25 protein-coding genes are annotated in these 23207 nt (G+C 62.6%); 12 read left to right on the forward strand and 13 right to left on the reverse strand.

Annotated elements, in window-relative coordinates:
- The first annotated feature begins 9 nt into the window (after positions 1-9).
- Positions 10-942 (forward strand): alpha/beta fold hydrolase, encoded by a 933-nt coding sequence (locus J5J10_RS15605; RefSeq protein ID WP_211930560.1) that lies wholly within the window; start codon positions 10-12, stop codon positions 940-942.
- A 139-nt stretch (positions 943-1081) separates the two neighbouring features.
- Complete coding sequence (locus J5J10_RS15610) at positions 1082-2311, forward strand: PQQ-dependent sugar dehydrogenase (RefSeq protein ID WP_211930561.1); 1230 nt, start codon at positions 1082-1084, stop codon at positions 2309-2311.
- 9 nt (positions 2312-2320) lie between these two features.
- Here the strand turns inward: J5J10_RS15610 and pdeM are convergent, their stop codons facing one another.
- The 5 genes from pdeM to J5J10_RS15635 form a co-directional block, all read right to left on the reverse strand.
- Positions 2321-3034: a ligase-associated DNA damage response endonuclease PdeM gene (pdeM, locus tag J5J10_RS15615; protein ID WP_211931266.1), complete on the reverse strand. Its 714-nt coding sequence runs from the start codon at positions 3032-3034 to the stop codon at positions 2321-2323.
- A 134-nt stretch (positions 3035-3168) separates the two neighbouring features.
- Complete coding sequence (locus J5J10_RS15620; protein WP_211930562.1) at positions 3169-5676, reverse strand: ligase-associated DNA damage response DEXH box helicase; 2508 nt, start codon at positions 5674-5676, stop codon at positions 3169-3171.
- Between the two features lie 55 nt (positions 5677-5731).
- A complete protein-coding gene (locus J5J10_RS15625; RefSeq protein ID WP_211930563.1) occupies positions 5732-6364 on the reverse strand; it encodes a YitT family protein in 633 nt (210 codons plus the stop codon).
- A 121-nt stretch (positions 6365-6485) separates the two neighbouring features.
- Complete coding sequence (locus J5J10_RS15630) at positions 6486-7124, reverse strand: YitT family protein (protein WP_211930564.1); 639 nt, start codon at positions 7122-7124, stop codon at positions 6486-6488.
- 114 nt (positions 7125-7238) lie between these two features.
- Positions 7239-8183 (reverse strand): methyltransferase domain-containing protein, encoded by a 945-nt coding sequence (locus J5J10_RS15635; protein ID WP_211930565.1) that lies wholly within the window; start codon positions 8181-8183, stop codon positions 7239-7241.
- Between the two features lie 138 nt (positions 8184-8321).
- Here J5J10_RS15635 and J5J10_RS15640 point away from each other — a divergent pair, with 138 nt between their 5' ends.
- From J5J10_RS15640 to J5J10_RS15650, 3 genes are read left to right on the forward strand one after another with little or no spacing between them, the layout of a single operon-like run.
- Positions 8322-8588, forward strand: coding sequence for a DUF6460 domain-containing protein (locus J5J10_RS15640; protein WP_208548373.1), 267 nt, complete (start codon positions 8322-8324; stop codon positions 8586-8588).
- Between the two features lies 1 nt (position 8589).
- Entirely contained in the window at positions 8590-9096 is a 507-nt protein-coding gene (locus tag J5J10_RS15645; RefSeq protein WP_211930566.1) for a CAP domain-containing protein, read from the forward strand.
- Between the two features lie 37 nt (positions 9097-9133).
- On the forward strand, positions 9134-10477 hold the full coding sequence (locus J5J10_RS15650) for an MATE family efflux transporter (protein ID WP_211930567.1): 1344 nt from the start codon (positions 9134-9136) through the stop codon (positions 10475-10477).
- On the opposite strand, the gene J5J10_RS15655 is transcribed toward J5J10_RS15650, so the two are convergent.
- Together J5J10_RS15655 and J5J10_RS15660 are read right to left on the reverse strand one after the other, a co-directional pair.
- On the reverse strand, positions 10453-11538 hold the full coding sequence (locus tag J5J10_RS15655; protein WP_211930568.1) for a quinone-dependent dihydroorotate dehydrogenase: 1086 nt from the start codon (positions 11536-11538) through the stop codon (positions 10453-10455). The two genes, J5J10_RS15650 and J5J10_RS15655, sit on opposite strands and share 25 nt — an antisense overlap.
- Positions 11535-11879 (reverse strand): DUF952 domain-containing protein, encoded by a 345-nt coding sequence (locus J5J10_RS15660; RefSeq protein WP_211930569.1) that lies wholly within the window; start codon positions 11877-11879, stop codon positions 11535-11537. The genes J5J10_RS15655 and J5J10_RS15660 overlap by 4 nt, the downstream gene beginning before the upstream one ends.
- A 114-nt stretch (positions 11880-11993) precedes the next feature.
- On the opposite strand from J5J10_RS15660, the gene J5J10_RS15665 reads away from it, so the two are divergent.
- On the forward strand, positions 11994-12413 hold the full coding sequence (locus J5J10_RS15665; RefSeq protein WP_211931267.1) for a hypothetical protein: 420 nt from the start codon (positions 11994-11996) through the stop codon (positions 12411-12413).
- A gap of 24 nt (positions 12414-12437) precedes the next feature.
- Here the strand turns inward: J5J10_RS15665 and J5J10_RS15670 are convergent, their stop codons facing one another.
- Together J5J10_RS15670 and galE are read right to left on the reverse strand one after the other, a co-directional pair.
- Entirely contained in the window at positions 12438-13745 is a 1308-nt protein-coding gene (locus J5J10_RS15670; RefSeq protein ID WP_211930570.1) for a UDP-glucose/GDP-mannose dehydrogenase family protein, read from the reverse strand.
- 207 nt (positions 13746-13952) lie between these two features.
- Positions 13953-14939 carry a UDP-glucose 4-epimerase GalE gene (gene galE / locus J5J10_RS15675; RefSeq protein ID WP_211930571.1) on the reverse strand — a complete coding sequence of 329 codons (987 nt, stop codon included), beginning with the start codon at positions 14937-14939 and terminating at the stop codon, positions 13953-13955.
- Positions 14940-15237: 298 nt separating this feature from the next.
- On the opposite strand from galE, the gene J5J10_RS15680 reads away from it, so the two are divergent.
- Together J5J10_RS15680 and pgi are read left to right on the forward strand one after the other, a co-directional pair.
- Positions 15238-16938, forward strand: a complete 1701-nt coding sequence (locus J5J10_RS15680) for a long-chain fatty acid--CoA ligase (RefSeq protein WP_211930572.1) — start codon at positions 15238-15240, stop codon at positions 16936-16938.
- Between the two features lie 128 nt (positions 16939-17066).
- Complete coding sequence (gene pgi / locus J5J10_RS15685) at positions 17067-18689, forward strand: glucose-6-phosphate isomerase (protein WP_211930573.1); 1623 nt, start codon at positions 17067-17069, stop codon at positions 18687-18689.
- 10 nt (positions 18690-18699) lie between these two features.
- On the opposite strand, the gene J5J10_RS15690 is transcribed toward pgi, so the two are convergent.
- Entirely contained in the window at positions 18700-19296 is a 597-nt protein-coding gene (locus J5J10_RS15690) for a hypothetical protein (protein WP_211930574.1), read from the reverse strand.
- Positions 19297-19376: 80 nt separating this feature from the next.
- On the opposite strand from J5J10_RS15690, the gene J5J10_RS15695 reads away from it, so the two are divergent.
- Both J5J10_RS15695 and J5J10_RS15700 read left to right on the forward strand, forming a co-directional pair.
- Positions 19377-19931 carry a DUF2975 domain-containing protein gene (locus J5J10_RS15695; protein WP_211930575.1) on the forward strand — a complete coding sequence of 185 codons (555 nt, stop codon included), beginning with the start codon at positions 19377-19379 and terminating at the stop codon, positions 19929-19931.
- 3 nt (positions 19932-19934) lie between these two features.
- On the forward strand, positions 19935-20150 hold the full coding sequence (locus tag J5J10_RS15700) for a helix-turn-helix transcriptional regulator (protein ID WP_208548362.1): 216 nt from the start codon (positions 19935-19937) through the stop codon (positions 20148-20150).
- Between the two features lie 15 nt (positions 20151-20165).
- On the opposite strand, the gene J5J10_RS15705 is transcribed toward J5J10_RS15700, so the two are convergent.
- Both J5J10_RS15705 and J5J10_RS15710 read right to left on the reverse strand, forming a co-directional pair.
- Positions 20166-21092 carry a carbohydrate kinase gene (locus tag J5J10_RS15705; protein ID WP_211930576.1) on the reverse strand — a complete coding sequence of 309 codons (927 nt, stop codon included), beginning with the start codon at positions 21090-21092 and terminating at the stop codon, positions 20166-20168.
- 59 nt (positions 21093-21151) lie between these two features.
- Entirely contained in the window at positions 21152-21847 is a 696-nt protein-coding gene (locus J5J10_RS15710; RefSeq protein WP_211930577.1) for an orotate phosphoribosyltransferase, read from the reverse strand.
- A 206-nt stretch (positions 21848-22053) separates the two neighbouring features.
- Between J5J10_RS15710 and J5J10_RS15715 the strand changes: the two genes are divergently transcribed.
- Both J5J10_RS15715 and J5J10_RS15720 read left to right on the forward strand, forming a co-directional pair.
- The gene (locus tag J5J10_RS15715; protein WP_211930578.1) at positions 22054-22596 is read left to right on the forward strand and encodes a DUF1269 domain-containing protein; all 543 of its coding nucleotides are present in this window, start codon (positions 22054-22056) and stop codon (positions 22594-22596) included.
- Positions 22593-22739 (forward strand): DUF3096 domain-containing protein, encoded by a 147-nt coding sequence (locus tag J5J10_RS15720; protein ID WP_208548358.1) that lies wholly within the window; start codon positions 22593-22595, stop codon positions 22737-22739. The genes J5J10_RS15715 and J5J10_RS15720 overlap by 4 nt, the downstream gene beginning before the upstream one ends.
- A gap of 57 nt (positions 22740-22796) precedes the next feature.
- Here the strand turns inward: J5J10_RS15720 and J5J10_RS15725 are convergent, their stop codons facing one another.
- The gene (locus J5J10_RS15725; RefSeq protein ID WP_211930579.1) at positions 22797-23150 is read right to left on the reverse strand and encodes a DUF805 domain-containing protein; all 354 of its coding nucleotides are present in this window, start codon (positions 23148-23150) and stop codon (positions 22797-22799) included.
- Between the last annotated feature and the right edge of the window lie 57 nt (positions 23151-23207).

Consider the following 23207-nt stretch of genomic DNA (forward strand, 5'->3'; position numbering starts at 1 on the left):
GCCATGACAATGGACGAGGCCGCTGCGATAGCCGAAACACACGTCGCCGGACGGCCCGAAGCCGTGACAGTGACCTGTGCGGACGGTGTGAAGCTTGGCGGCCACCTGTGGCGTGGGGCCACGGGATCGCCGCTAGGCCGGGTCATCATCAATCCGGCGACGGGCGTCGCCGCGCGCTATTATCACCGCTATGCGCAGTTTCTTGCGGCCCATGGTTTCGAGGTGCTGACCTATGACTACCGGGGTATCGCACTGTCGCGGCCGGAGAGACTTCGGGGCTGCGGGTACCGGTGGCGCGACTGGGGCGAACAGGATTTTCGAGCCGCGCTCGATCTCCTGCTCAGCGAGACGGCGGCTGGTCCCGTTTTGGTCGTCGGGCACAGCATAGGCGGCTATCTTCCTGGACTGGCGGACAATGCGCGCCTTGTTGACCGGATGCTGACAGTCGGGGCGCAATATGCGTGGTGGCGGGACTACGATCGGCGGCAGAGGCTCCGGCTCTTTTTGAAATGGCATGTGGCGATGCCGGCCTTAACGGCGGCCTGCGGCTATTTTCCGGGCAAGCGGCTGGGCTGGCTCGAGGACCTGCCATCCGGTGTAGCGCTCGAATGGGCCTTCCGCGGAAGGCGGATGGAGGACACGCATCCGCGCCGGGAACGGGAGGACGTACTGCGACGGTTTGCGGAATTCCGCGGGCCAATCCTCGCCATCGGCGTGACGGACGACGCACTCGCGACGCCCCGCGCGATCCGTCGGACGCTCGATTACTACAGGAATGCGGATCACAGCGCGGTGCTGCTCTCACCCGCCGATCTGGGCTTCGAAAGATTGGGGCACTTCGACCTGTTTCACGACCGCCATGCCGGCGGTTTCTGGATCGACAGCCTGCTATGGCTTCGCGACGGTCTCAATCCATGGCCGGACAAACGGATGAGACCTTGACGGCGTGGGCGTGTCACGCGTCGATAAACTTATCTTGATGCCACCTTCCGAAACCAAACCGGCTCCCCATCCTTAATCCTGTCGAGGCGCCCAGGCCGCGCCATCCCCGATTTCACGACGCGACCGAAAGGATAACATCATGCCGAGAACAGGAACCCTTTTCGCCAGCACCATTCTCGCCGCCGTGCTCGCCGCACCCGTGGCGTTCGCCCAGACGGCGGAGACCAAACGACCCAACGCACCCAGCCAGACGCCGGCCTTCGAGAACCAGACGCGGGCGCCGTTGCCGGAAGCTTCGCCCGAGATCGAGGTGGAAACGGTGGCGGAGGATCTGCCGCATCTCTGGTCGATGGAATTCCTGCCGGACGGGCGCATGCTGGTGACGGCAAAGCAGGGCGACATGCATATCGTCTCACGGGAGGACGGCTCCGCAGGTCCGGCGATCGAGGGCGTGCCGGATGTGATGTCGAATGGCCAGGGCGGTCTGCTCGACGTGGCGCTGGCGCCGGACTTCGAAACATCCAAGATGATCTACTTCTCGTTCTCGGAGTCGCGCGAGGATGGCAACGGCACGTCGGTCGCGTCCGCGAAGCTCGTCGAGGGCGATAATGGCGCCGCGCGGCTGGAGGACGTCAACGTTATCTTCCAGCAGATGCCGAGCTATGACGGTAACAAGCATTTCGGCTCGCGCCTGGTGTTCGGGCCCGAGGGTGAGCTCTATGTGACCGTCGGCGAACGTTCGGATGCGGAGGTGCGCACCGGCGCCCAGGATCTGGCAAGCGGTTTCGGCAAGGTGTTCCGCATCAATACCAGCGGCGAGGCGCTCGACGACAACCCGTTCGTCGGCACCGATGGCGCGCTGCCGGAAATCTGGAGTCTTGGTCACCGCAATGTGCAGGCGGCGGCACTCGATGGTGACGGGCGACTGTGGACGATCGAGCACGGACCCAAAGGCGGCGACGAGCTGAACCGACCGGAAGCCGGCAAGAACTACGGCTGGCCAGAGGTGACCTACGGGGTCGAATACAGCGGCCGCGCGGTCGGCGACGGCATTACGTCGCAGGAAGGCACGGAGCAGCCGGTCTACTATTGGGACCCTGTCATCGCGCCCTCTGGCATGGCCTATTACAATGCCGAGGCCATTCCGGAATGGCAGAACGCCTTTCTTGTCGGCGGGCTTGTGAGCCGCGGGATCGTGGTACTGCACATGGAGGGTGACCGCGTGGCGCATGAGGAGCGCGTCAATCTCGACGCCCGCATCCGTGACGTGAAGGTGGCGCCTGACGGCAGTGTGTTCGCGGTGACCGAGCAGCGCGGCGGCGGCGGATCGACGATCCTCCGACTGACCAAGAGTGACGATCAGAGCTGATCCTGTCGATCAACCGATGAGGTTAGAGAACTTCACCGAGTAGATGCGGTCGCGCCCCATCAGGTGCGCGACCAGCGTCGCCCGGTCGAAGAGGCCGGTAAAGGCCTTGTGGCGTAGGTCGAGCCCGCCTGTGGTCACGCCGAACGAGGGCATGATCAACCGTCTGCTATCGATCGCGAAGCAAGGGCGACGCACGGCCTTTTCCCGCCGGCGGACGGTGGCACAAGGATGAAGATGGCCAGCGACTTCACCGACTGATGAGCGCAGCGTCGGCTCGTGGCGGAAGGTCAGTCCCGCATAGACGAGTTCATCGGCCGAAATGCCAGGCAGGTCGTGGACGCCATCCGGATCGTGGTTGCCGTTGACCCATATCCACTCGCGGCCCGCCGCCATGGCTGCAATCATGCGGCGGAAGGCATCCGGCAGTTCGGCCGATCCGCGCCGGTCATGGAAATTGTCGCCGAGACTGATGACGACCGCCGGATCGTAGCGGGTAATCACCGCATCGAGCAGGCGGAGCGTTGCCAGCGTGTCGTAGGGCGGCAGAAGCTGGCCGCGACGGGCGAAGGCTGCCCCCTTCTCCAGATGCAGGTCCGATACAACGAGCGCGCGGACATCCGGCAGGTAAAGCGCGCCAAAGGGATCGCAGACGGCGGCCGCGCCGTTGAAGCCGATTTCAGCCGCTACCGCGGGAACGTCGGGCGCCACGAGGCGCCTTGCCATCAATCCAGTCATTCCGTCTCTCGTTCGGGCCTCTTCCTCAGATGCCCCTCATCCGCCTGCCGGCACCTTCTCCCTGTAAGGACCGGGAGAAAGAACTCGTTGGACCGTCCAATTCCATTTTCTCGGCCACATCCTCAGGCCATCGCTTCGGCGATCAGATCGTCGGCGGCTTCAGCCAGAACATCTTCGTGGGCCTCTCCCACCACCGGCTCCTTGCCGATTTCCAGCATGACCGGCACCGCGAGCGGCGAGATGTGGTCGAGCCGCTTGTGGGTGATGTGGCCCCTGATTCGTTTTAGCATATCTGCAAGGCGGGCAATATCCAGCAGGCCGCGAGCGGCATCCTGACGCGTGGCCTGCAGCAGGATGTGGTCGGGCTCATGGCTGCGCAATACGTCGTAAATGAGATCGGCGGAAACCGTGACCTGACGGCCGGACTTTTCCTTTCCCGGATGGCGTTTCTCGATCAGACCGGCGATGACGGCGCAGGTGCGGAAGGTACGCTTCAGCATCCAGCTTTCGTCGAGCCAGGCTTCGAGATCATCGCCCAGCATGTCCTCGTCGAACAGGTCCTGCAGCGAGAGGCGCCCCCGGGCGATCATCGAGCCCATGTCCTCCAGTCCCCAGATAGCAAGCGAGTAATCCGTGGCGACAAAGCCGAGCGGCTTTCCGCCCATGCGTTCCAGCCTGCGGGTCAGGAGCATGCCGAGCGTCTGGTGGGCAAGCCGGCCCTCAAACGGATAGGCAACGAGGAAGAAGCGCTTCGATCGCGGGAAGGTCTCGATCAGCAGTTCGCCGCGCTTCGGCAGGACGGACTTCTCGCGCTGGATCTCCAGCCAGTCGCGCACCTGATCCGGCAGCTCCCGCCAGCGGCCGGGATCGTCCAGCATGGCGCGCACCTGCTCGGCGAGATAGGTGGAGAGGGGGAACTTGCCGCCGGCATAGGCGGGGATCTTCGGGTCCTGCGAGAAGGCATTGGAGACCAGGCATTCGTTTTCGCGGATGCCCTCGAAGCGCAGCACCTTGCCGCCGAACAGGAAGGTATCTCCCTGGGACAGCTGTTCGAGGAAATATTCCTCGACCTTGCCGAGCGTCATGCCGCCGCGACCGATGGAGCCAAGATGATTGCGCCTGACGAGACGGACGTTGAGCATCGGCATTTCGACGATGGTGCCGAGGTTCAGCCGATATTGCTGGGCGACCTGCGGGCTCGAGACCCGCCACAGGCCGTCCTTGTTGAGCCGGATCTTGGCGTAGCGCTCGTAGGTTTTCAGCGCATAACCGCCGGTGGCGACGAATTCGACGATGCGATCGAAGGTATCCCGCGCAAGGTCGGCATAGGGGGCGGCGCTGATCACTTCGGCATACAGCTCATCGGCGGAGAACGGATCGGCACAGGCCATGCCGAGCACGTGCTGGGCGAGAACGTCGAGCGCCCCCTCGCCCATCGGCGGCGTGTCCTGTGCGCCGAGATAGTTGGCATCGAGCGCCGCCTGGCACTCCATGACCTCGAAGCGGTTGGCGGGCACGAGAATGGCGCGCGACGGCTCATCCATGCGGTGGTTGGCGCGGCCTATGCGCTGGGCCAGACGAGAGGCCCCCTTGGGCGCGCCGACATGGACGACGAGATCGACATCGCCCCAGTCGATACCGAGATCGAGCGTGGAGGTGGCGACGACGGCGCGCAGCCGATTGTCGGCCATGGCGGCCTCGACCTTGCGGCGCTGGCCGACATCGAGCGAACCGTGGTGCAGCGCGATCGGCATGTTGTCGTCGTTGATGGTCCAGAGTTCCTGGAACAGCATCTCCGCCTGCGAGCGGGTGTTGACGAAGATCAGCGTCGTCGCGAAATGCTTCAGCGTCTCATAGAGCTCCGGCATGGCGTAGCGCGCCGAGTGGCCGGACCACGGGATGCGCTCCTCGGTCGTCAGGATCGAGATGATCGGCTTCGCGCCGCCATCCACGGTGACGAGGCCGGCCATGGTTTCAGTGTCCGGAGTCTGGCCGACCAGCCAGCGCTGCAGTTCCGGCGGATCGGCGACCGTGGCCGAGAGGCCGATGGTCTGCATCCCGGGCGCATGGCGGCGCAGACGCGCGAGGCCGAGCGACAACAGATGGCCGCGCTTGGAGGTGACCAGCGAGTGCAACTCGTCGAAGATGACGAAGCGAAGATCCTTGAAGAAGCGGTCGGCCTCGCCATTGGCCAGCAGCAGCGCCAGTTGTTCGGGCGTGGTCAGCAGGATATCCGGCGGATTGAGCTTCTGACGCTGGCGCTTGGCCTGGGGCGTATCGCCGGTGCGGTTCTCGACGGTGACCGGCAGGCCCATCTCGCCAACGGGTTTCATCAGGTTGCGCTCGATATCGACCGCGAGCGCCTTGAGCGGGGAAATGTAGAGCGTGTGGATGCCGGTGAAGGCCGCGCCCGGTTTTCGCTTGCCGCGCCTGCCAAGATCGACCAGCGAGGGCAGGAAGCCGGCTAGCGTCTTGCCGGCGCCGGTGGGCGCGATCAGCAGCGTGCTCTCGCCAGCCTCGGCGCGGCGCACGAGCTCCAGCTGGTGGGCGCGCGGCGACCAGCCCCTGTCCACGAACCAGCGGAGGAAGGGATCGGGCAAAACCGGGGAGACGGAATCAGCGGCGTTCACGCTCACAAGGTAGTGGCGGCGGTCGAAAAGAGAAGCCCTGATCGGCGCCCGCTCCTTACATCGCGATGTAGCGGTCTTTCCTGTGATTGATGGCAAGCGTGAGGTTCAGCACCACGGCGCCGACAACCGAGCAGAAGATGATGTAGGGGCTGGCGAGGAAGAAGGAGAAAACAAGCACACAGCCATCGAAGACCAGCTGCACGAGACCGGCGCGCCAACCGAAGCGCTCCTGGAGATAGAGCGCCAGGATGCCGAAGCCGCCGAGGCTGGCGCGGTGGCGGAAGAGGATGAGGAGACCGGTGCCGATCAGCAGGCCGCCGAAGATCGCGGCGATCAGCGGATCAATATGGGAAATGCCGATGGCGCGCGGCACCGCTTCGCTGAGGAAGGAGGTGGCGGCGATGGCGATGAAGGTCTTGACGCAGAATGCAAGGCCGAAGCGGCGGAAGGCCAGCCAGTAGAACGGCAGGTTCACCGCGAAGAAGACGAGGCCGAAGGCATAGCCCGTCGCGTAATGCAGCAAGAAGGCGACGCCGGCGGTACCACCGGTCAGCAGGCCAGCGCTCGACAGGAAAAGCACGCCGAGCGAGGCCATGATGGCGCCGGCGGCGAGCCCCTGCGCGTCCTCGATCACCGAATGGCGATCGGGGGTGGAGGTGATCCATTCGCCGAACCGAGTCTGCGCCATCTCGTCTATCGTTCCTTGCTTACTCGTCTATCGTTCCTTGCTTAGCTTTTCCGTCTCTTAGTCCCGATCATCGGTGGGGATCAAGAGGAGGCCGACGTAACGGCAAAGCCAAACCGACCGCTCAGCGGAGCGCGATGTAGCGGTCGGAGCGGTGGTTGATGGCGAGGAAGAGGTTGAGAACCACGGCGCCGACGATCGAATAGAGGACGACGCCAGGGTTGAGCACCGCGAAGGCGAGCGCCATGACGCAGAGGTCGAAGCCGAGCTGGACGAGGCCGGCGCGAATGCCGAAGCGATCCTGGATGTAGACCGCGAGAATGCCGAGGCCGCCGAGGCTGGCGCGGTGGCGATAGAGCGCGAGAAGACCGAAACCGACGAGCAGGCCGCCGAGGATGGCGGCCCAGATCGGCGCGATCTCTTGGATAACGAGGAAGCGGCTTTCGATTTCGACGAGGAAGGATGTGAGGCCGACGGCAACGAATGTCTTCAGCGTGAAATCGAGGCCGACGCGGCGAAGCGATAGCAGATAGAAGGGCAGGTTGAGCACGAAGAACAGCAGACCGAAGCTGAGGCCACTCCAGTAGTGGATGACGAAGGCAAGGCCGGCCATGCCACCGGTCAGAAGGCCGACCTTAGCAAGAAGATAGAGGCCGAGCGCCGCGATCATGCTACCGGCAAGAATCCCTTGAACGTCCTCGGCCGGGGTGTGGCGGGACGGGTTCGTATTCCAGATACCAAGCATGCTGCTCATATGCGCCATGATTTCGTCTCCAGAAGAAGCCTAAGCGGACAAAGGGTACCGCAGATCCGCTGGTTCGCAAGGGTGATAAGTCAACAATACTGACCTATCGACATCTTCGCAATCTTGTTGCCGTCAGGCATCCCGCACGGCAACAAACAGAATGCCGAAGACCGGTTTTCCGCCATCCATGCGAATGGTGGTTTTTTCGATGCAGAGGGTTTTGAAGCCGAAGCGGTCGAGCAGGCTCCGAACGTAGGTCTCTGAATGCACGTAGCGCAAAGACTCTGCCAGGCCGAAACCGTCAACGTCGCCGCCATCCTCGACGGAAAAGGCGAGCGTGGCGCCTGTTGCCGCAAGCCGCTGTACAAGCTCCAGGGTCGCCTCAAGGCTGCCGAGATACATGAAGACGTCAGCGGCACAGACGAGATCGGCACGGGCCTCGGCCAGTCGGTCGGCGAAGAGGCCCGACGCAGGAGGGTCGAGCGACAGGTCGGCCTGGGCGAGCAGATCGTAAACGCCCTTTTCCTCGGCCTTTGCAAGCATACCGGCCGACAGATCGAAGCCTTCGAGCCGGTCAGCCAGATCGCGGATTTCGATGCCGAGCAATCCGGTGCCGCAGCCGAGATCGACCGCGTGGCGAAAACGGCGTCCTTCGCCCGCGACGCGGCGGAGAAGCGACGAGAGTTTGGGCGGCACGCTATAATCCAACTTCTCGACGAGCGCTGTTTCGAAGCGGTCGGCATAGTCGTCAAACAGCGCCTCTACATAGCGGCTCGGCGGCTGGTCCGGCACTTCGATGGCGCCGAGACGGGCGAGCTTGAGCGAGGCGGCAAAGATGTCCTCTGGATCGAGTTCCAGAACACGACGCAGGGCCGTCTCCGCACCCTTTTCGTCACCGGACTTCTCGCGGTACTCAGCGAGCTGCTGCCAGCCGGCTGTCCATCGGGGGGCGAGTTCCAGCGCCTGTTCCATCAGTTCGGCGGCAGCGGCAGGATCGCCGGCGTCATCGAGCATCTTCGCGTAATCGGCACGACGGTCTGTCACGACGTCGCCGGAGGAGAACTGCATCGGGTGCATGTCAGAGTTTTCCGAGAAAGGTGCGCGCTCATCGCCGATCCCAAGGAAAAACTCAAGCGCAATCTCATGGAAGCGTGCCGAGAGCTTGCGAGCGCCGCATTTGCCGCCTATCTCTGCCCCAAACAGGAGATTTGCACCATGTCGGACAGCGTCAACAGATTCCTGGGCGATACGCCCGGCCGGACCATCGTCAAGCTGGTGGTCGTTTCCCTGATCGTCGGCTTCATCATGGCCGTGTTCGGGGTCGTGCCGGCCGACATCCTGTACAGCATCCGCAACTTCATCCTCGATCTCTGGCATACGGGTTTTGCCGCGCTTGGACGGATAGGCGACTATCTTTTGCTCGGCGCGACGGTGGTGATCCCGGTGTTCATCGTGATCCGGCTGATGAGCTCACGCTCCTGACATGGATGCACGCGCCCTTCTTCTCCCGTCGCGGCGGCGCCTCCTGATCCTTGGAGGCAGTCTGCTCGCGACGGGCCTTGCCAGCTGCCGCAGCACGGACATCCTGCCGACTGGCGACGATCTCGCCACCCGGCATACGGACGAAGCGCTGCCTATGGTCAACGCACTCCGGAAAAAATCGTCTTTACCTGAGCTTACGAAGGGCGAACCGGCGGAGGTCGCAGCTGTTGTGCAGGCACGACGGATGGCGGCGGCCGGCAAGATGGCGCACCTTCTGTCGCCGAACGACAGCTTTCTCGACCGGATGAAGGCCGGCAATGTGCCACTTCCGGCGGCCGAAAACGTGGCGGCCGGGCAGGACAGCGTGTCAAGGGCCGTGCAGGCCTGGATCGACTCGGCCCGGCATCGCGAAAACATGCTCGGCAGCTATACCGCGCTCGGCGTTGCGGTCGCGCATAATCCCTCTTCCGGTGGGCGGCCTTATTGGGCCATGGTGTTGTCCAGCTGAGGCGATTCTGGCATCTCGGCATTACCGAGAGCACCCCATGCAACTACCCTCCCCCGCGTCCCGACCTTTCGACGTCACCAACCGGCTGGTGCTGTCGATCGCCATTCCGATGACGCTTGGCTTTCTGACGACACCACTGCTCGGACTGACCGATACAGCCGTTGTCGGGCGGACCGGCGAAGCCTCCGCGCTCGCCGGGCTGGCGATCGGCGCGGCTCTCTTCGACCTGATCTTCGCGTCGCTGGGTTTTCTCAGGGCATCCACGACGGCGCTGACGGCGCAGGCCTATGGAAGGGGCGACGGGAAAGAACAGCAGGCAGTGTTCTGGCGATCCTTCGTTCTGTCCGTTGCACTGGGACTTGCCCTACTGATCCTGTCGCCGCTTCTGCTTCAGGCCGGGCTATGGCTGATGGGACCGGAGGGCGAGGTGGCGGAGGCAACCTCGACCTATTTCTTGATCCGCATCCTGGCGGGGCCGCTGACGCTCGCAAATTTCACGCTGCTCGGTTTCGTTCTCGGACAAGGGCGTGGCAAGACGGGACTGTTACTGCAGGCGCTGCTGAACGGGACGAATATCGTGCTATCGATCCACTTGGGGCTGACGCTTGGCTGGGGGATTGCCGGCGTTGCCTGGGGGACGGTGATCGGCGAGGCGGTCGCCATGATAATCGGGCTCTCGATCGTGCTGGCAGGGGGCCGCGGCAGGGAGAAGCCGAGCCTTGCCGAGATATTGGATGCTACCGAACTGCGGCGGCTGTTCTCGATCAATCGCGATATCCTGATCCGTTCGTTCGCGCTGCTGATCGCGTTTACCACCATGACCCGGATCGGCACGACCTTCGGTCCCGTCGCACTTGCCGCGAATGCCGTGCTGATGAATATCTTTCTCGTCGCCGGTTACTATCTCGACGGGTTCGCCAATGCCGCCGAGCAGATCACGGGACGGGCGATCGGCGCGAACTACAAACCCGGTTTCGTCAGGGCCGTCAGGCTCACCGCCATCTGGTCGTTCGGCCTCGCAGGCGTCACGACCGCCTTCTTCCTCATCTTCGGAGCGAATGTGATCGACGTGATGACGACGTCGGAAGAGGTACGCGCGACCGCCTACCAGTATCTTCCCTGGGCGGCGATTACGGCTTTCAGCGGGGCGCTCGCCTTTCAGATGGACGGGGTGTTCATTGGTGCAACATGGTCGCGGGACATGCGCAACATGATGCTGGCGGCGTTCGCCGGCTACATGGCGTCGCTGGCGGTTCTGGTCCCGACGCTCGGCAATCACGGCCTGTGGATCGCGCTCAACCTGTTTCTGGCGATGCGTGGGCTGTTCCTGCTTGCGCGCCTGAAGCCGAAGCTCGATCAGACCTTCGCCGCGACCCAGTGATCCAGGCGGCTGTCGCGAAGGTCGCGGATCGAAGCGACGCCATTGTCGGCGCAGTATTTCGAGAGGCCACGCACGATGCGGCCGGGAAGTGCCGGGCCTTCGTAGACCATCGAGGAATAAAGCTGCACTAGATCGGCGCCGGCGCGGATCTTTTCGAGCGCCGTTTCCACCGACGAGACGCCGCCGACGCCAATGATCGGCAGGTCGGGTCCGACGCGCTTGCGCATTCGGGCGAGTACCGCCGTCGATGTTTCGAACAGCGGCGCGCCTGACAGGCCGCCGGCTTCGGAAGCCTGCCGCGTGTCGGTCAGGCCTTCGCGCGACAGGGTGGTGTTGGAGACGATGAGGCCATCGAGGCCACTCGCTAGAACCTCTTCGGCGATGTCGTCCATGCCCTCTTCCGTCAGATCGGGGGCGATCTTCAGGAAGACGGGGCGGCGGATGCCGGCGGACAGAACCTTCTCGTCGCGGGCGGCAAGCACCGCCTTCAGGAGAGCGGCGAGGCTTTCACGCGCCTGCAGATCACGCAGGCCGGGCGTGTTCGGCGAGGAGATGTTGGCGGTGAAATAGCCTGCCACGCCGTAGAAGCGATGAATGCCGGTTACATAGTCGGCGATGCGGTCGTCGCTGTCCTTGTTGGCGCCGATGTTGACGCCGACGATGCCGACGCCCTTGCGCGCCTGTAGCCGGGCAAGGGCCGAGGCGTGACCCTCATTGTTAAAGCCGAGCCGGTTGATGACCGCATTGTCGCGCTCAAGGCGGAAGATGCGGGGCCTCGGGTTACCTGACTGCGGCTTAGGCGTGAGAGTGCCCACTTCGGCGAAGCCGAAGCCGAGGTTCAGCAGCGCGTCCGGAACCTCGGCATTCTTGTCGTAGCCGGCGGCCATTCCCAGCGGATTGGGGAAGGTCAGCCCGGCGACCTGCTGCACGAGGCGCGGATCGTGCGGCGCGCGGCAGGAGGGAACGAGGCCGGATTTCAGGGCGGCGACCGACAGGCCATGCGCCGTTTCCGGATCGAAGAGGAAGAGGCCGCGGCGGCCGATCTTGAAGGGGTCGATCATGGGTGGAGCTCCGGAAAGGTATGCAGACCGTCGGCGCCGACCGGTAGCGGCGCCTCCCAAAGAACCGCCCCGAGGGGCAACGTGGCATAGAGATGCGGGAAAAGGTCACCGCCGCGAGAGGCTTCGAAGCGAAGCGCCTCGCCCAGAACGTCGGCATCAACAGCCACAAGCAGCAGGTTTTCCTGTCCAGAGAAATGCAGCCGCGCCGTCTCGCGGACCTGGGCGGCGGTGGAAAAATGGATGAAGCCGTCCTTTAGGTCGATGGGCGCGCCGGCGAATTCGCCGCTTTGCCGCGCCGGTTGCCATAATTCCTCCGGCACGATCTTGTAGATTGTGGTCATCTCGCCGCCTGTCCTTACGCTGTTTGCAAGCGCATACTGAGAAATGCAGCGCCTGTCCATGTCGTGCGTTATCGATGGGAAGCGCAGCCCAGGAGGAACCATCCCGTGTCAGCCATACGCCTCATCGCACTCGTCGCCGTGATCACGATAGCCGGCCCGGCCGCAGCCCAGGTCGCAGATGCCCGGCGTTTCCAACTGGAGCGCACCGAGAACGGTATCGTGCGGCTCGACACGCGCACCGGCGCAATGTCGCTCTGCCAGGACAGGGAAGGTAGCCTGATCTGCCGGATGGCGGCGGACGAGCGCGCGGCCTATGAAGAACAGCTCGACCGTCTGGAAAAGCGGGTGAAAGCGCTGGAGGACAAAGCCGGCGCTACGGGCCTTTCATCGTCCGGCGAGAACCTGCCGAGCGATGCAGAGGTGGATCGTTCGATCGGCATCATGGAGCGTTTCATGCGCGCCTTTTTCGGCCTCGTTCGTGAATTCGAGTCTGAAGACAGGGCGGAGAGTTCGCCGCCACCGCGAACGAACTGACTCATTTCATCGAAACCCGGCTCTTCAGTCGGCGCGGCCGACACTATGGTATTCGAAGCCGGCCGCCGCGACGGCCTTTCGGTCGTAGATGTTGCGGAGGTCGACCAGAACCGGCCGTTTCATGCGCTTTGCGAGATCGGCAAAGTCGAGATCGCGGAAATGGCTCCATTCCGTGATGATCACAAGCGCATCCACTCCATCGGCGACTTCACCGATGCCTGACTTGTAATCGAGGTCGGGCATGGTCTCGCTGAAGGCCGGCATGCCCTCGGGATCGTAAGCCTTCAGCCGGGCGCCTTTGTCGAGCAGAGCCTGAACAATCGACAGCGCCGGTGATTCCCGGATGTCGTCAGTGTCAGGCTTGAAGGTCAAACCGAGAATACCAATCGTCTTGCCGCGCAGATCGCCGCCGACGGCGAGCTCGATCTTGCGGGCCATGGCGCGCTTTCGGGTTTCGTTGATGCCGACGATGGTTTCGATCAGACGGATGGGAGCGCTGTGGTCCTGCGCCGTCTTGACGAGAGCGAGGGTATCCTTGGGGAAGCAGGAACCGCCATAGCCGGGACCGGCATTGAGGAACTTGCGGCCGATGCGCGTGTCGAGGCCCATGCCGAGCGAGACATCCTGAATGTTTGCGCCCACGTGTTCGCAGAGATCGGCGATTTCGTTGATATAGGCGAGTTTCAGCGCCAGGAAAGAATTGGCGGCGTACTTTATAAGTTCGGAGGTGCGGCGCGCGGTGAAGACGACCGGGTGCTTTTCCGCGTCCAGCGGCTTGTAGATGTCGGCCATGATCTGGCGAGCGCGATCGTCGTTCATGCCGATCACGACGCGATCGGGCTTCATGAAGTCCTCGATCGCCGCACCCTCGCGCAGGAATTCGGGATTGGAGACCACGGCGACATCGGCGTGCGGGTTGGCCTCGTGGATTATGCGCTCGATCTCGTCGCCGGTGCCGACCGGCACGGTCGACTTCGTCACGACGACGGTGAAGCCTTGCACCGCGCGTGCGACTTCGGCAGCGGCGGCGAAGACATAGCGCAGATCGGCGTGACCATCGCTCTTGCGCGAGGGCGTTCCGACAGCGATGAAGACCGCGTCCGCCTCGGCGACGGGGCCTGCTAGATCGGTGGTGAAGGACAGACGACCGGCCGCGACGTTCCTGGCGATGAGATCATCGAGCCCTGGTTCGTAAATCGGCACCTCGCCCGCCTTCAGCCGGTCGATCTTGTCGGCGATCTTGTCGATGCAGACGACCTGATGGCCGAATTCAGAAAGGCACACGCCGGACACGAGGCCGACATAACCGGTACCGATGATCGCGATGCGCACGTAAATCACTCCCCAAAGATGGTGACGCGCTGTCTGCAGGTGATGCTGCCGGCAGCGCGAGCCGAAGCCATAGCGCCTGCCCAGGAACAAGCCAAGGGGACGATCAGCGAAGGGTTAACACCCGAATGACCAGAGGCCGCGCCACATTCCGCTACAACCAGTGCAGAAGCACGGTCGGGCAAGCAGCAAGCCTATAATATCGTTGCGTCAATCGTGCATGTTGCTGGACGAATGCCAGCGCCAGGCGGTGTCGATGATCTCGTCGAGGGTGCAGCGCGGCTGCCAGCCCAGCACCTCGAATGCCTTGGCATTGTTGGCCACGAGAGCGGGTGAATCGCCGGGGCGCCGGTCCGTCTGTTCGACCGCGAAATCCTTGCCGGAGACCCGGATGATCGTTTCCAGCAGTTCCTTGACGGTCGTGCCGGTGCCGGTGCCGAGATTGAGCTCGACCGAACCACCGCCATCGAGGAGATGCTGCAGCGCCCGAACATGCGCATCAGCGAGATCCATGACGTGGATGTAGTCGCGCACGCAGGTGCCGTCGCGGGTGTCGTAGTCAGTGCCAAAGACCTTGAAACCTTGGCGCCGGCCGAGCGCCGCCTCGATCGCAAGCGGGATCGCGTGAGTCTCGGGCGTGTGCCATTCGCCGATGCGACCCTCGAAATCGGCGCCGGCCGCATTGAAATAGCGCAAGATGGCCGAACGGAAGCCGGTATAGGCGTCGTAGTCCTTGAGCGCCTGCTCGATGATCCACTTGGTTCGGCCATATGGATTGATCGGCGCCTGGGGATGGGTCTCGTCCATCGGCACCTGCTGCGGCAGTCCATAGGTGGCACAGGTCGAGGAGAACACAAAGGCCTTGATCCCGGCCGCCTGGGCGGCGGACAGCAGGGTCAGCGAACCGATGACGTTGTTCTCGTAGAAGGCGACGGGTTCCTTGACGCTTTCACCAACCTCGATGAGCGCGGCGAAATGCATGATCGCCACGGGCTTGTGCTTCGCCAGAACCTTGTCGAGACGGGCGCGGTCGCGGATATCGCCCTGCTCCAGCGGACCCCATTTTACGAACTCGGAATGACCGTTGGTGAGATTGTCGTAGACGATGGGCAGAAAGCCCTTGCGCGACAGGTGGAGGCAGGTGTGGGAGCCGATGTAACCGGCACCCCCAACCACGAGAACGGGCTTAGCAGTCATGGATGATCGACATCTCCGAGGCGGGTTCTGACGAAAGTCTTAAGGGCTAGGGAAAGCCGGGGCAAGACCTGCCTGCCGTTACAGGACCTTTATGACATCCGTTCATCGCGTGGCGGACAGCCAGAAAGGAACGCCCCCGTTGCACGAATCGTTTTAACGTTTACGTTAAGGTAAATTCAGATTATTGCCTCTTGCCGTGACACTGCAATGGCATAATCTGCGACGAGGCTAGCGAGGAGGCCTTTCCGGCAAGGAGGACAGTCGCCGGTCGGGAGTGCCAAGGGAGGAGAAAAGAAGAATGACGGACCTTTCGACACGTCCGAGCGGGAAAGCCGAGGAAAAGCTGTGGCTTTCCTCCTATCCGGCATCCGTACCCGCCGAAATTCCGGCGTTTGAGTACAACTCGCTCGGAGATCTGTTCGAGGCAAGCTGTGCGAAGTATGGCGATCGTCTCGCCTTTTCGAGCATGGGCCGTGGCATGAGCTTCGGCGAGATCGAGGCGCATTCGCGCGCAATAGGCGCATGGCTGCAGGCGCAGGGATTGGCAAAGGGCGACCGGGTTGCCGTGATGTTGCCGAACATCCTGCAGAACCCGGTGATCGTCTACGGCATCCTGCGCGCCGGCTATACGGTGGTGAACGTCAATCCGCTCTATACCCCACGCGAACTGCAGCATCAGCTCAACGATGCCGGGGCCAAGATCATCTTCGTTCTGGAGAACTTCGCCCACACGGTGCAGCAGGTGCTGCCGCAGACCTCTGTGAAGACGGTGGTCGTTGCGACCATGGGTGACATGCTGGGGCCCAAGGGCCTGATCGTCAACCTTGTCGTGCGTCGCGTGAAAAAGCTGGTGCCGGCCTGGTCGATCCCCGGCCACACAAGCTTCAAGCAGGCCCTGAAGGGCGGGCGTGGCCTGTCCCTGAAACCGGCGGGCGTGAAACGCGACGACGTGGCGTTCCTGCAATATACCGGCGGCACCACCGGTGTCTCGAAGGGCGCGACGCTGACGCATGCCAATTTGCTCGCCAACAAGATGCAGATCAGCCTCTGGCTCGAGGATGTCTTCATTCGCAAGGGGCGGCCGGAGACGATGACCTTCATCTGCGCGCTGCCGCTCTATCATATCTTCGCGCTGACGGTGAACTCGTTGATGGGGATCGCGACCGGCAGCCACAATCTGCTGATCGCCAATCCGCGCGATATTCCCGCGTTCCTGAAAGAGTTGCAGCAACACAAGGCGCACGTGTTTCCGGGCCTCAACACGCTGTTCAACGCGATGATGAACAATCCGGAATTCACCAAGGTGGACTTTTCCTCGCTGCTGCTGGTGCTCGGCGGCGGCATGGCGGTGCAGCGGCCAGTCGCCGAGCGCTGGCGCGAGATGACGGGCTGCCCGATCGCGGAAGGCTACGGGCTTTCGGAGACATCGCCTGTTGCGACCGTCAACAGGCTCGACAGCCTAGAGTTCTCGGGGATGATCGGGTTGCCGCTTCCCTCGACCGATGTCGAGATTCGCGACGAGGATGGCAAGACGCTGCCGATCGGCGAGGTCGGCGAGATCTGTATTCGCGGGCCGCAGGTGATGGCGGGCTACTGGGGACGTCCCGAGGACACCGCCAATGTGATGACCGCCGACGGTTTCTTCCGCTCCGGCGACATGGGCCTGATGGACGAGCGCGGCTACATCAAGATCGTCGACCGCAAGAAGGACATGATCCTGGTCTCGGGCTTCAACGTCTATCCGAACGAGATCGAGGAAGTGGCGGCCATGCATCCCGGCATCCTGGAGGCGGCGGCGATCGGTGTTCCGGACCCGCATTCGGGCGAGGCCGTGAAGCTTTTCGTGGTCCGGAAGGATCCGGCGCTTACCGAGGAACAGGTGAAGGCGCATTGCGCCCAGAACCTGACCAACTACAAGCGTCCCCGGTTCGTGGAGTTCCGCACCGAACTGCCGAAGACCAATGTCGGCAAGATCCTGAGGAAGGATTTGCGCGGCTGAGATTTGAACGCAAGGTTCGACGTGGCGGCGCCTTCGGGCGCCGTTCGCTTTTTAGCCTCGGGTGAACTTGATTTACGTCACTCAACAGGACTAGTTTGCGCCTCCATGCCAGCCGGAGGAAGCGCTCCATGCAATCCATCATCGCCAAACTCAAAGACACCGTGGCCGCCACCAAGGCCACCGACCTGCGCGCCGCCTTCAAGGCCGATGCATCGCGGTTTTCGACGTTTAGCGCGCGGCTCGACGACCTGTTGATGGATTACTCCAAATGCGCGGTGAACGGCGAAATCATGAGCCTGCTCGGCCAGATTGCCGATGCGGCGGGTGTCGCCAAGAAGCGCGATGCGATGTTTGCCGGCGCGCCGATCAACTTCACCGAGGGGCGCGCGGTCCTGCACACGGCGCTTCGCAACCGTGCCAACACGCCTGTCATAGTGGACGGCAAGGATGTCATGCCTGACGTCAACGGCGTGCTGGCGGCCATGGGCGCGTTCGCGGACGGTATCCGCGACGGCACGATCAAGGGCGCGACCGGCAAGGCGATCACCGATGTCGTCAATATCGGCATCGGCGGCTCAGATCTCGGACCGGCGATGGCGACGCTGGCGATGGCGCCGTTCCATGACGGGCCACGCCTGCATTTCGTCTCCAATGTCGACGGGGCGCATATCGCCGACACGCTGAAGCTGCTCAACGCCGAAACGACGCTCTTTATCGTCGCGTCGAAGACCTTCACGACAATCGAAACGATGACCAACGCGCAAACGGCGCGGACATTCATCGCCGATGCGCTTGGAGAAGATGCCGTCGGCCATCATTTCGCGGCGGTCTCCACCGCACTCGACAAGGTTGCGGCCTTCGGTATCGACGGCTCCCGCGTGTTCGGCTTCTGGGACTGGGTTGGCGGACGCTATTCCATCTGGTCGGCGATCGGCCTGCCACTGATGATCGCGATCGGCCCGGAGAATTTCGGTGCCTTCCTAGACGGCGCGCATGCGATGGACCGGCATTTCCGCGAGGCGCCGACGGCCTCGAACCTGCCCATGCTGCTCGGCCTGATCGGCTACTATCACCGCGTCGTGCTCGGCTATCCGACCCGAGCCATCCTGCCCTACGACCAGCGGCTGTCGCGCTTTCCGGCCTATCTGCAGCAGCTCGACATGGAATCGAACGGCAAGAGTGTGACGATCGGCAGCAAGCCCGTCGCCGGACCGACGGGGCCCGTCGTCTGGGGCGAGCCTGGAACAAACGGCCAGCACGCCTTCTACCAGCTGATCCACCAGGGCACGGACATCATCCCGGCGGAATTCATGATCGCCGCCAACGGATTCGAGCCGGATCTCCGTCACCAGCACGAACTGCTGATGGCGAATTGCCTAGCGCAATCGGAAGCCCTGATGAAGGGACGATCCCTCGACGAGGCCAGGGCGCAGCTCAAGGGCAAGATGAACGAGGCGGAAATCGAACGAATTGCGCCGCACCGTGTGTTTGCCGGCAACCGTCCTTCGATCACCTTCGTCTACGACCAGCTGACGCCGTTCGCGCTCGGACGTCTGATCGCGCTTTACGAGCACCGCGTCTTCGTCGAGGGCGCGCTGTTCGACATCAACTCGTTCGATCAGTGGGGCGTGGAGCTCGGCAAGGAGCTGGCGACGGGGCTGTTGCCGGTGGTGCAGGGCAAGGACAGCGCCGAGGGGCACGATAGCTCGACGGCGGGGCTGGTGAAAGCGCTGCTCAAGGCGCGGGGGTGACTTGAGCACCTCACGAACATCTCTGGATAGTCGTCACTCCGGCGGGGCTTAAGCCATCCATGAGGTTCGCGTTCTGGACCAGCGGCAGATAGTCTTCGTGCGGAGATGTCCGCAACCATATCTCGAACGGCAATCTGCTGGTGGCGGCCGGAAAGTCGCCCTGCCAACAGCCACCAGAAATTCGTACGCTGAGGCTTCCCTTGCCGTCGCTGCCCTCCTGCTTCTCCGCCCGGATCTTCCCCTGAAAGGCGCGCAGGCCGACGACATCGCGAGCGGCGAGCGACAGGACGACCAGTTTTTCGCCCGGCCCCAGGAGGACCTCCAGTCCGGCGATGGCATTCGGAGTTTCCGTTACATTCAATCTGTATGTATGATGGATCGGCACTCCGCCGCCCGGCGACCAGCCCATCGTCAGAAGCGCGTTGCCGTTGCCGAGTTCGAGAGGGGCAGGAAGCTTTATTGCGACACGCAACTGACCAGGATCGGCATCAAGCGGTGAGAGCGCGGCAAGTTTCGCGGCCGTTTGCGGATCGACCGTTGTGCACGAGGAGAGGAGTGACAACACCAAGACGAACGCAGCGACGGCAGGCAGAGGTGAAGAGGACATCCCGTTGCTCACATATTGTTTGACGATATTGATTTATTGTTTTACGATAATTTTTATACGAAAAGCAACGGGAAATTATCATGACTGGTGACGCCTTTCAGAAAATCCGCCGCCTGAGCGAAGTCTTGAAACTGCTGGTGATGGCCATCGCGCTCACCGGCGGTGCCACCCTTGCCTACTGTGCCTGGAGGCTTTCGTTTGATTTGCAGAACTTCACGACGGACATCGGACGCTACCTGTCCGGTGCTTCCTTGCCGATGACCTTCACGCCCGTCGCCATTGGCGTGCTCATCCTCATCGGCTGTATCAATACGGTCATCGCCTCCGGAGGTTTGCTCGCCGTTTGGTCACTCTTCGATCGCTACGCACACGGCGAGGTGTTTTCCGCGCGGTGTGGTGTGCTCTTACGTCGGGCAGGGATATTCGCCTTTGCGGGCGCTTTATCGTCCGTCGTATCGCGGACGGCCGCGATCCTGGCGGTTACCTACGCCAATCCGCCGGGGCAGAAGATGCTGACATTGGCATTTGGGACCACGGAACTCTTCCTCCTGCTGCTCGCAGGGATGCTGGTCCTGCTCGGCCATATCATGGCGGTGGGGGCAGACCTCGAGGCCGACTATCGGAGCTTCGTTTGACGGATGCCTATCGTCGTGAACCTGGACGTGATGCTGGCCAAGAGAAAAATGCGATCGAGGGAACTGGCCGAGCGGGTTGGAATTACCGAGCAGAACATTTCCCTGCTGAAGTCGGGCAAGGTCAAGGGCGTGCGCTTCGACACGCTGGAGAACATCTGCCGCGTGCTCGACTGTCAGCCGGGGGACATCCTCGAATTTCGCGAGGATGGGGCGGTCTGAGCCACGCCAACTCGCTCAGAAGCCGATTTCGGCCGCCGTCGGCGGATTGGCGCCGGCGCGCGACACAGTCACGGCCGCGGCCTTCGCCCCGACCGTCAGCGCCTCGCGCACGGCGTCTTCCGAGAGCGTGGCAACCTTGTCCTTGGTCAGCAGGCCCTGACGCTTGAGCGAGGCGAGGATGCCGGCGTCGAAGGTGTCGCCGGCGCCGACCGTGTCGACGACCTCGACCTTTTCAGAGGGCACAGAGACCTTGAAATTGGCGGTGTAGGCGGTGGCCCCTTCAGCACCCTTGGTCAGGACCACGAGCTTCGCGCCGCGCGTCAGCCAATGGGCGGCGCGCTCGTCCTGGGTGCCCGGCAGCTCGAACCAGTCGAGGTCTTCATCGGAGAATTTGAGGATGTCGGACATATCGGCCATGCGCGCGATGCGGGCCTGGTGGGCGGCCTTATCCTTGATGAAGCCCGGGCGGATGTTCGGGTCGAGCGAGATGACGCGGGTCTTGTGCTCGCGGGTCATCAGCGCCTCGTAGGTCGAGCCGCAGGGTTCCGGAATGAGGCTGATCGCGCCGAAATGCAGGGCCTCGCAGCTGTCATCGAAGGTTGGAAGATCGGCTTCAGTGATCATGCGGCCGGCGGTGTTCTCGTCGTAGAAGGCGTAGGTTGCCTGACCGTTGGTGAGCTTGACGAGCGCGATCGTGCACGGGCGCGACAGGGTGGCGCAATAGCTGAAGTCGACGCCGGAGGATTTCAGCGTCTCGCGCAGGATATCGCCCAGCATGTCGTCGGAGAGGCCAGTGAAGAAGCCGGTCTCGATGCCGAGGCGGCCGAGCGCGATCGCGGTGTTGAAGATCGCACCGCCGGCATAGGGCGCGAAGGCTTTTTCGCCGAGCGTGGTTTCACGCGGCAGCATGTCAATGAGGGCTTCGCCGCAGCATACAATCATGATGTCCTCCCGATGCTAACTCTTGTTCCGAAATCGATAACTGAGCTTTTGCCAACTTACTAGAGCGAAAGCTCACTTACGCCGCCGTTGCGGCCGGACCATTCGAGCGGAGCGTCGAGGAATGCCTCGACGTCGGCAAGGGTTTTCTCGTCGAAGAGTTTCTGATCGCGCGCCACGGCGAGCACGTTGCGCCAGGTCGCGATGTAGTGGAGCTTCACCTTGCCGTTGTCGAAACGGGCATGTGCTTCCGGGAAGATCCCGTAGAAGAAGAGCGCCATTCCGTGGTCGACGACGCCGCCGGCGGCGCGGATGGCGTCGATGAACTTGAACATGCTGCCGCCAGCCGTCGTCAGATCCTCAATGACCAGGACGCGAGCGCCTTCCGGCATGTGGCCCTCGATCTGGGCATTGCGGCCATGGCCCTTGGGCTGCTTGCGGACATAGATCATCGGCAGGCCGAGACGCTCCGACAGGAAAGCCGCGAACGGAATACCCGCGGTCTCGCCGCCGGCGACCGCGTCGAACTGCTCGAAGCCGGCATTGCGCATGATTGTCGCGGCGGCGAAATCCATAACGGCGGAACGCACGCGCGGATAGGAAATAAGCTTGCGGCAATCGATGTAGACCGGGCTCATCATGCCGGACGAAAGCTTGTAGGGCTTGTCGGCGGAGAAATGGACCGCCTTGATCTCCCAGAGCATTTTCGCGACGAGCTCGGCCATCACGGCGGGTTCGGGGAAATTGGTCTGGATCATCGCTTGCTCCTGTCGCTGGTTGCCAAGAGCGCCATAGCAGCAACAGGCCCGACTGACCAGACGATGGACCGCCCCGGCGGCGATAGCAAACCGTTAGATGACCCAGAATTAATCCGGGCGCCTCTAACGGCCGGCCGGAACCTTCCCCACATCAGATCTGTTAATGAGCCAACCACCAGCCCGTCAGGGCGAGAGGAGTGACTTCCATGTCTGAACTCATAGTTATCGGCTATCCAGACAGCCAGACGGCAGAAGGGGCGCGCAACACGCTCTATCAGCTTTCGAAGGAATATCTCGTCGAAATCAAGGATGCGGTCGTCGCGGAAGCGAACGACATCGGAGAGATCAAGCTGCACCAGATGGTGTCGATGTGGAGCATCGGAGCATCGGGCGGCGCCTTATGGGGGTTGCTTGCGGGCATCCTGTTCTTCAATCCGCTGATTGGCGTGGCGGCCGGCGCGGGCGCCGGCGCGCTTGCAGGCGCGCTGACCGACTACGGCATCAACGACAACTTCATGAAGGACGTGGCCGGCGTTCTTCAACCCGGCCAGGCGGCGCTCTTCGTTCTGGCGGATCGTGCAGCCTCCGACAAGGTGATCGACAAGCTGTCGATGCACGGCGGCCGGATCATCCGCACCAATCTCGACACATCGAAGGAACAGGAACTTCGGGCCGCGTTCGAACGCGCGCGCGGCATACCGTCCACAACCCAGACCGACGACGCCGGACTTACAAAGGAGACCCCATGAACAACTATCTCATCATCCAGCCGCTGATCGCCCTGATCGCCGGCATTCTGATCCTGATCATGCCGCGCCTGCTGAATTACGTTGTGGCAATATACCTGATCCTGATCGGGCTTGCCGGACTGTTACCGCAGGTCATGAGCTGAGTAGCCCGCGTATGACGAAAAATGCCCGGAACATAGGTCCCGGGCATTTCTTGAATGTCAGGCCGCCGGTTGAGGGCCGAAGCGGTTGTCACCCTGCTGGCTGGGCTGGATGTTGAAGTAGATCAACACGATCCAGCCGATCAGCGGGATGAACGCAATCAGAAGCCACCAGCCGCTGCGATCGGTATCGTGGAGACGGCGGGCGCCGACGGCGAGTTGCGGCAGCAATAAGCCGAGCGCGGCAATGGAATTCAGCAGTGGCGTCCCGAAGATCACGCTGTCGATTATCGACGTGACGATGTTGACGAGAAAAACAAAGAGGACGAACCACCAGAATTCAGGGCGCGATGCGCGTCCGTTGAAGGTGGCATATTTCGAAAGAACTGTGCGGACTGCGGTTTGAAAATCCATTTTCTACGATCCCTTGCAAACTCCCACGCAGGTGAGGTTTACGCTGGCTGCCTGTGC

This window comes from Ciceribacter sp. L1K23, assembly GCF_018122705.1.
Classification (GTDB): Bacteria; Pseudomonadota; Alphaproteobacteria; order Rhizobiales; family Rhizobiaceae; genus Allorhizobium.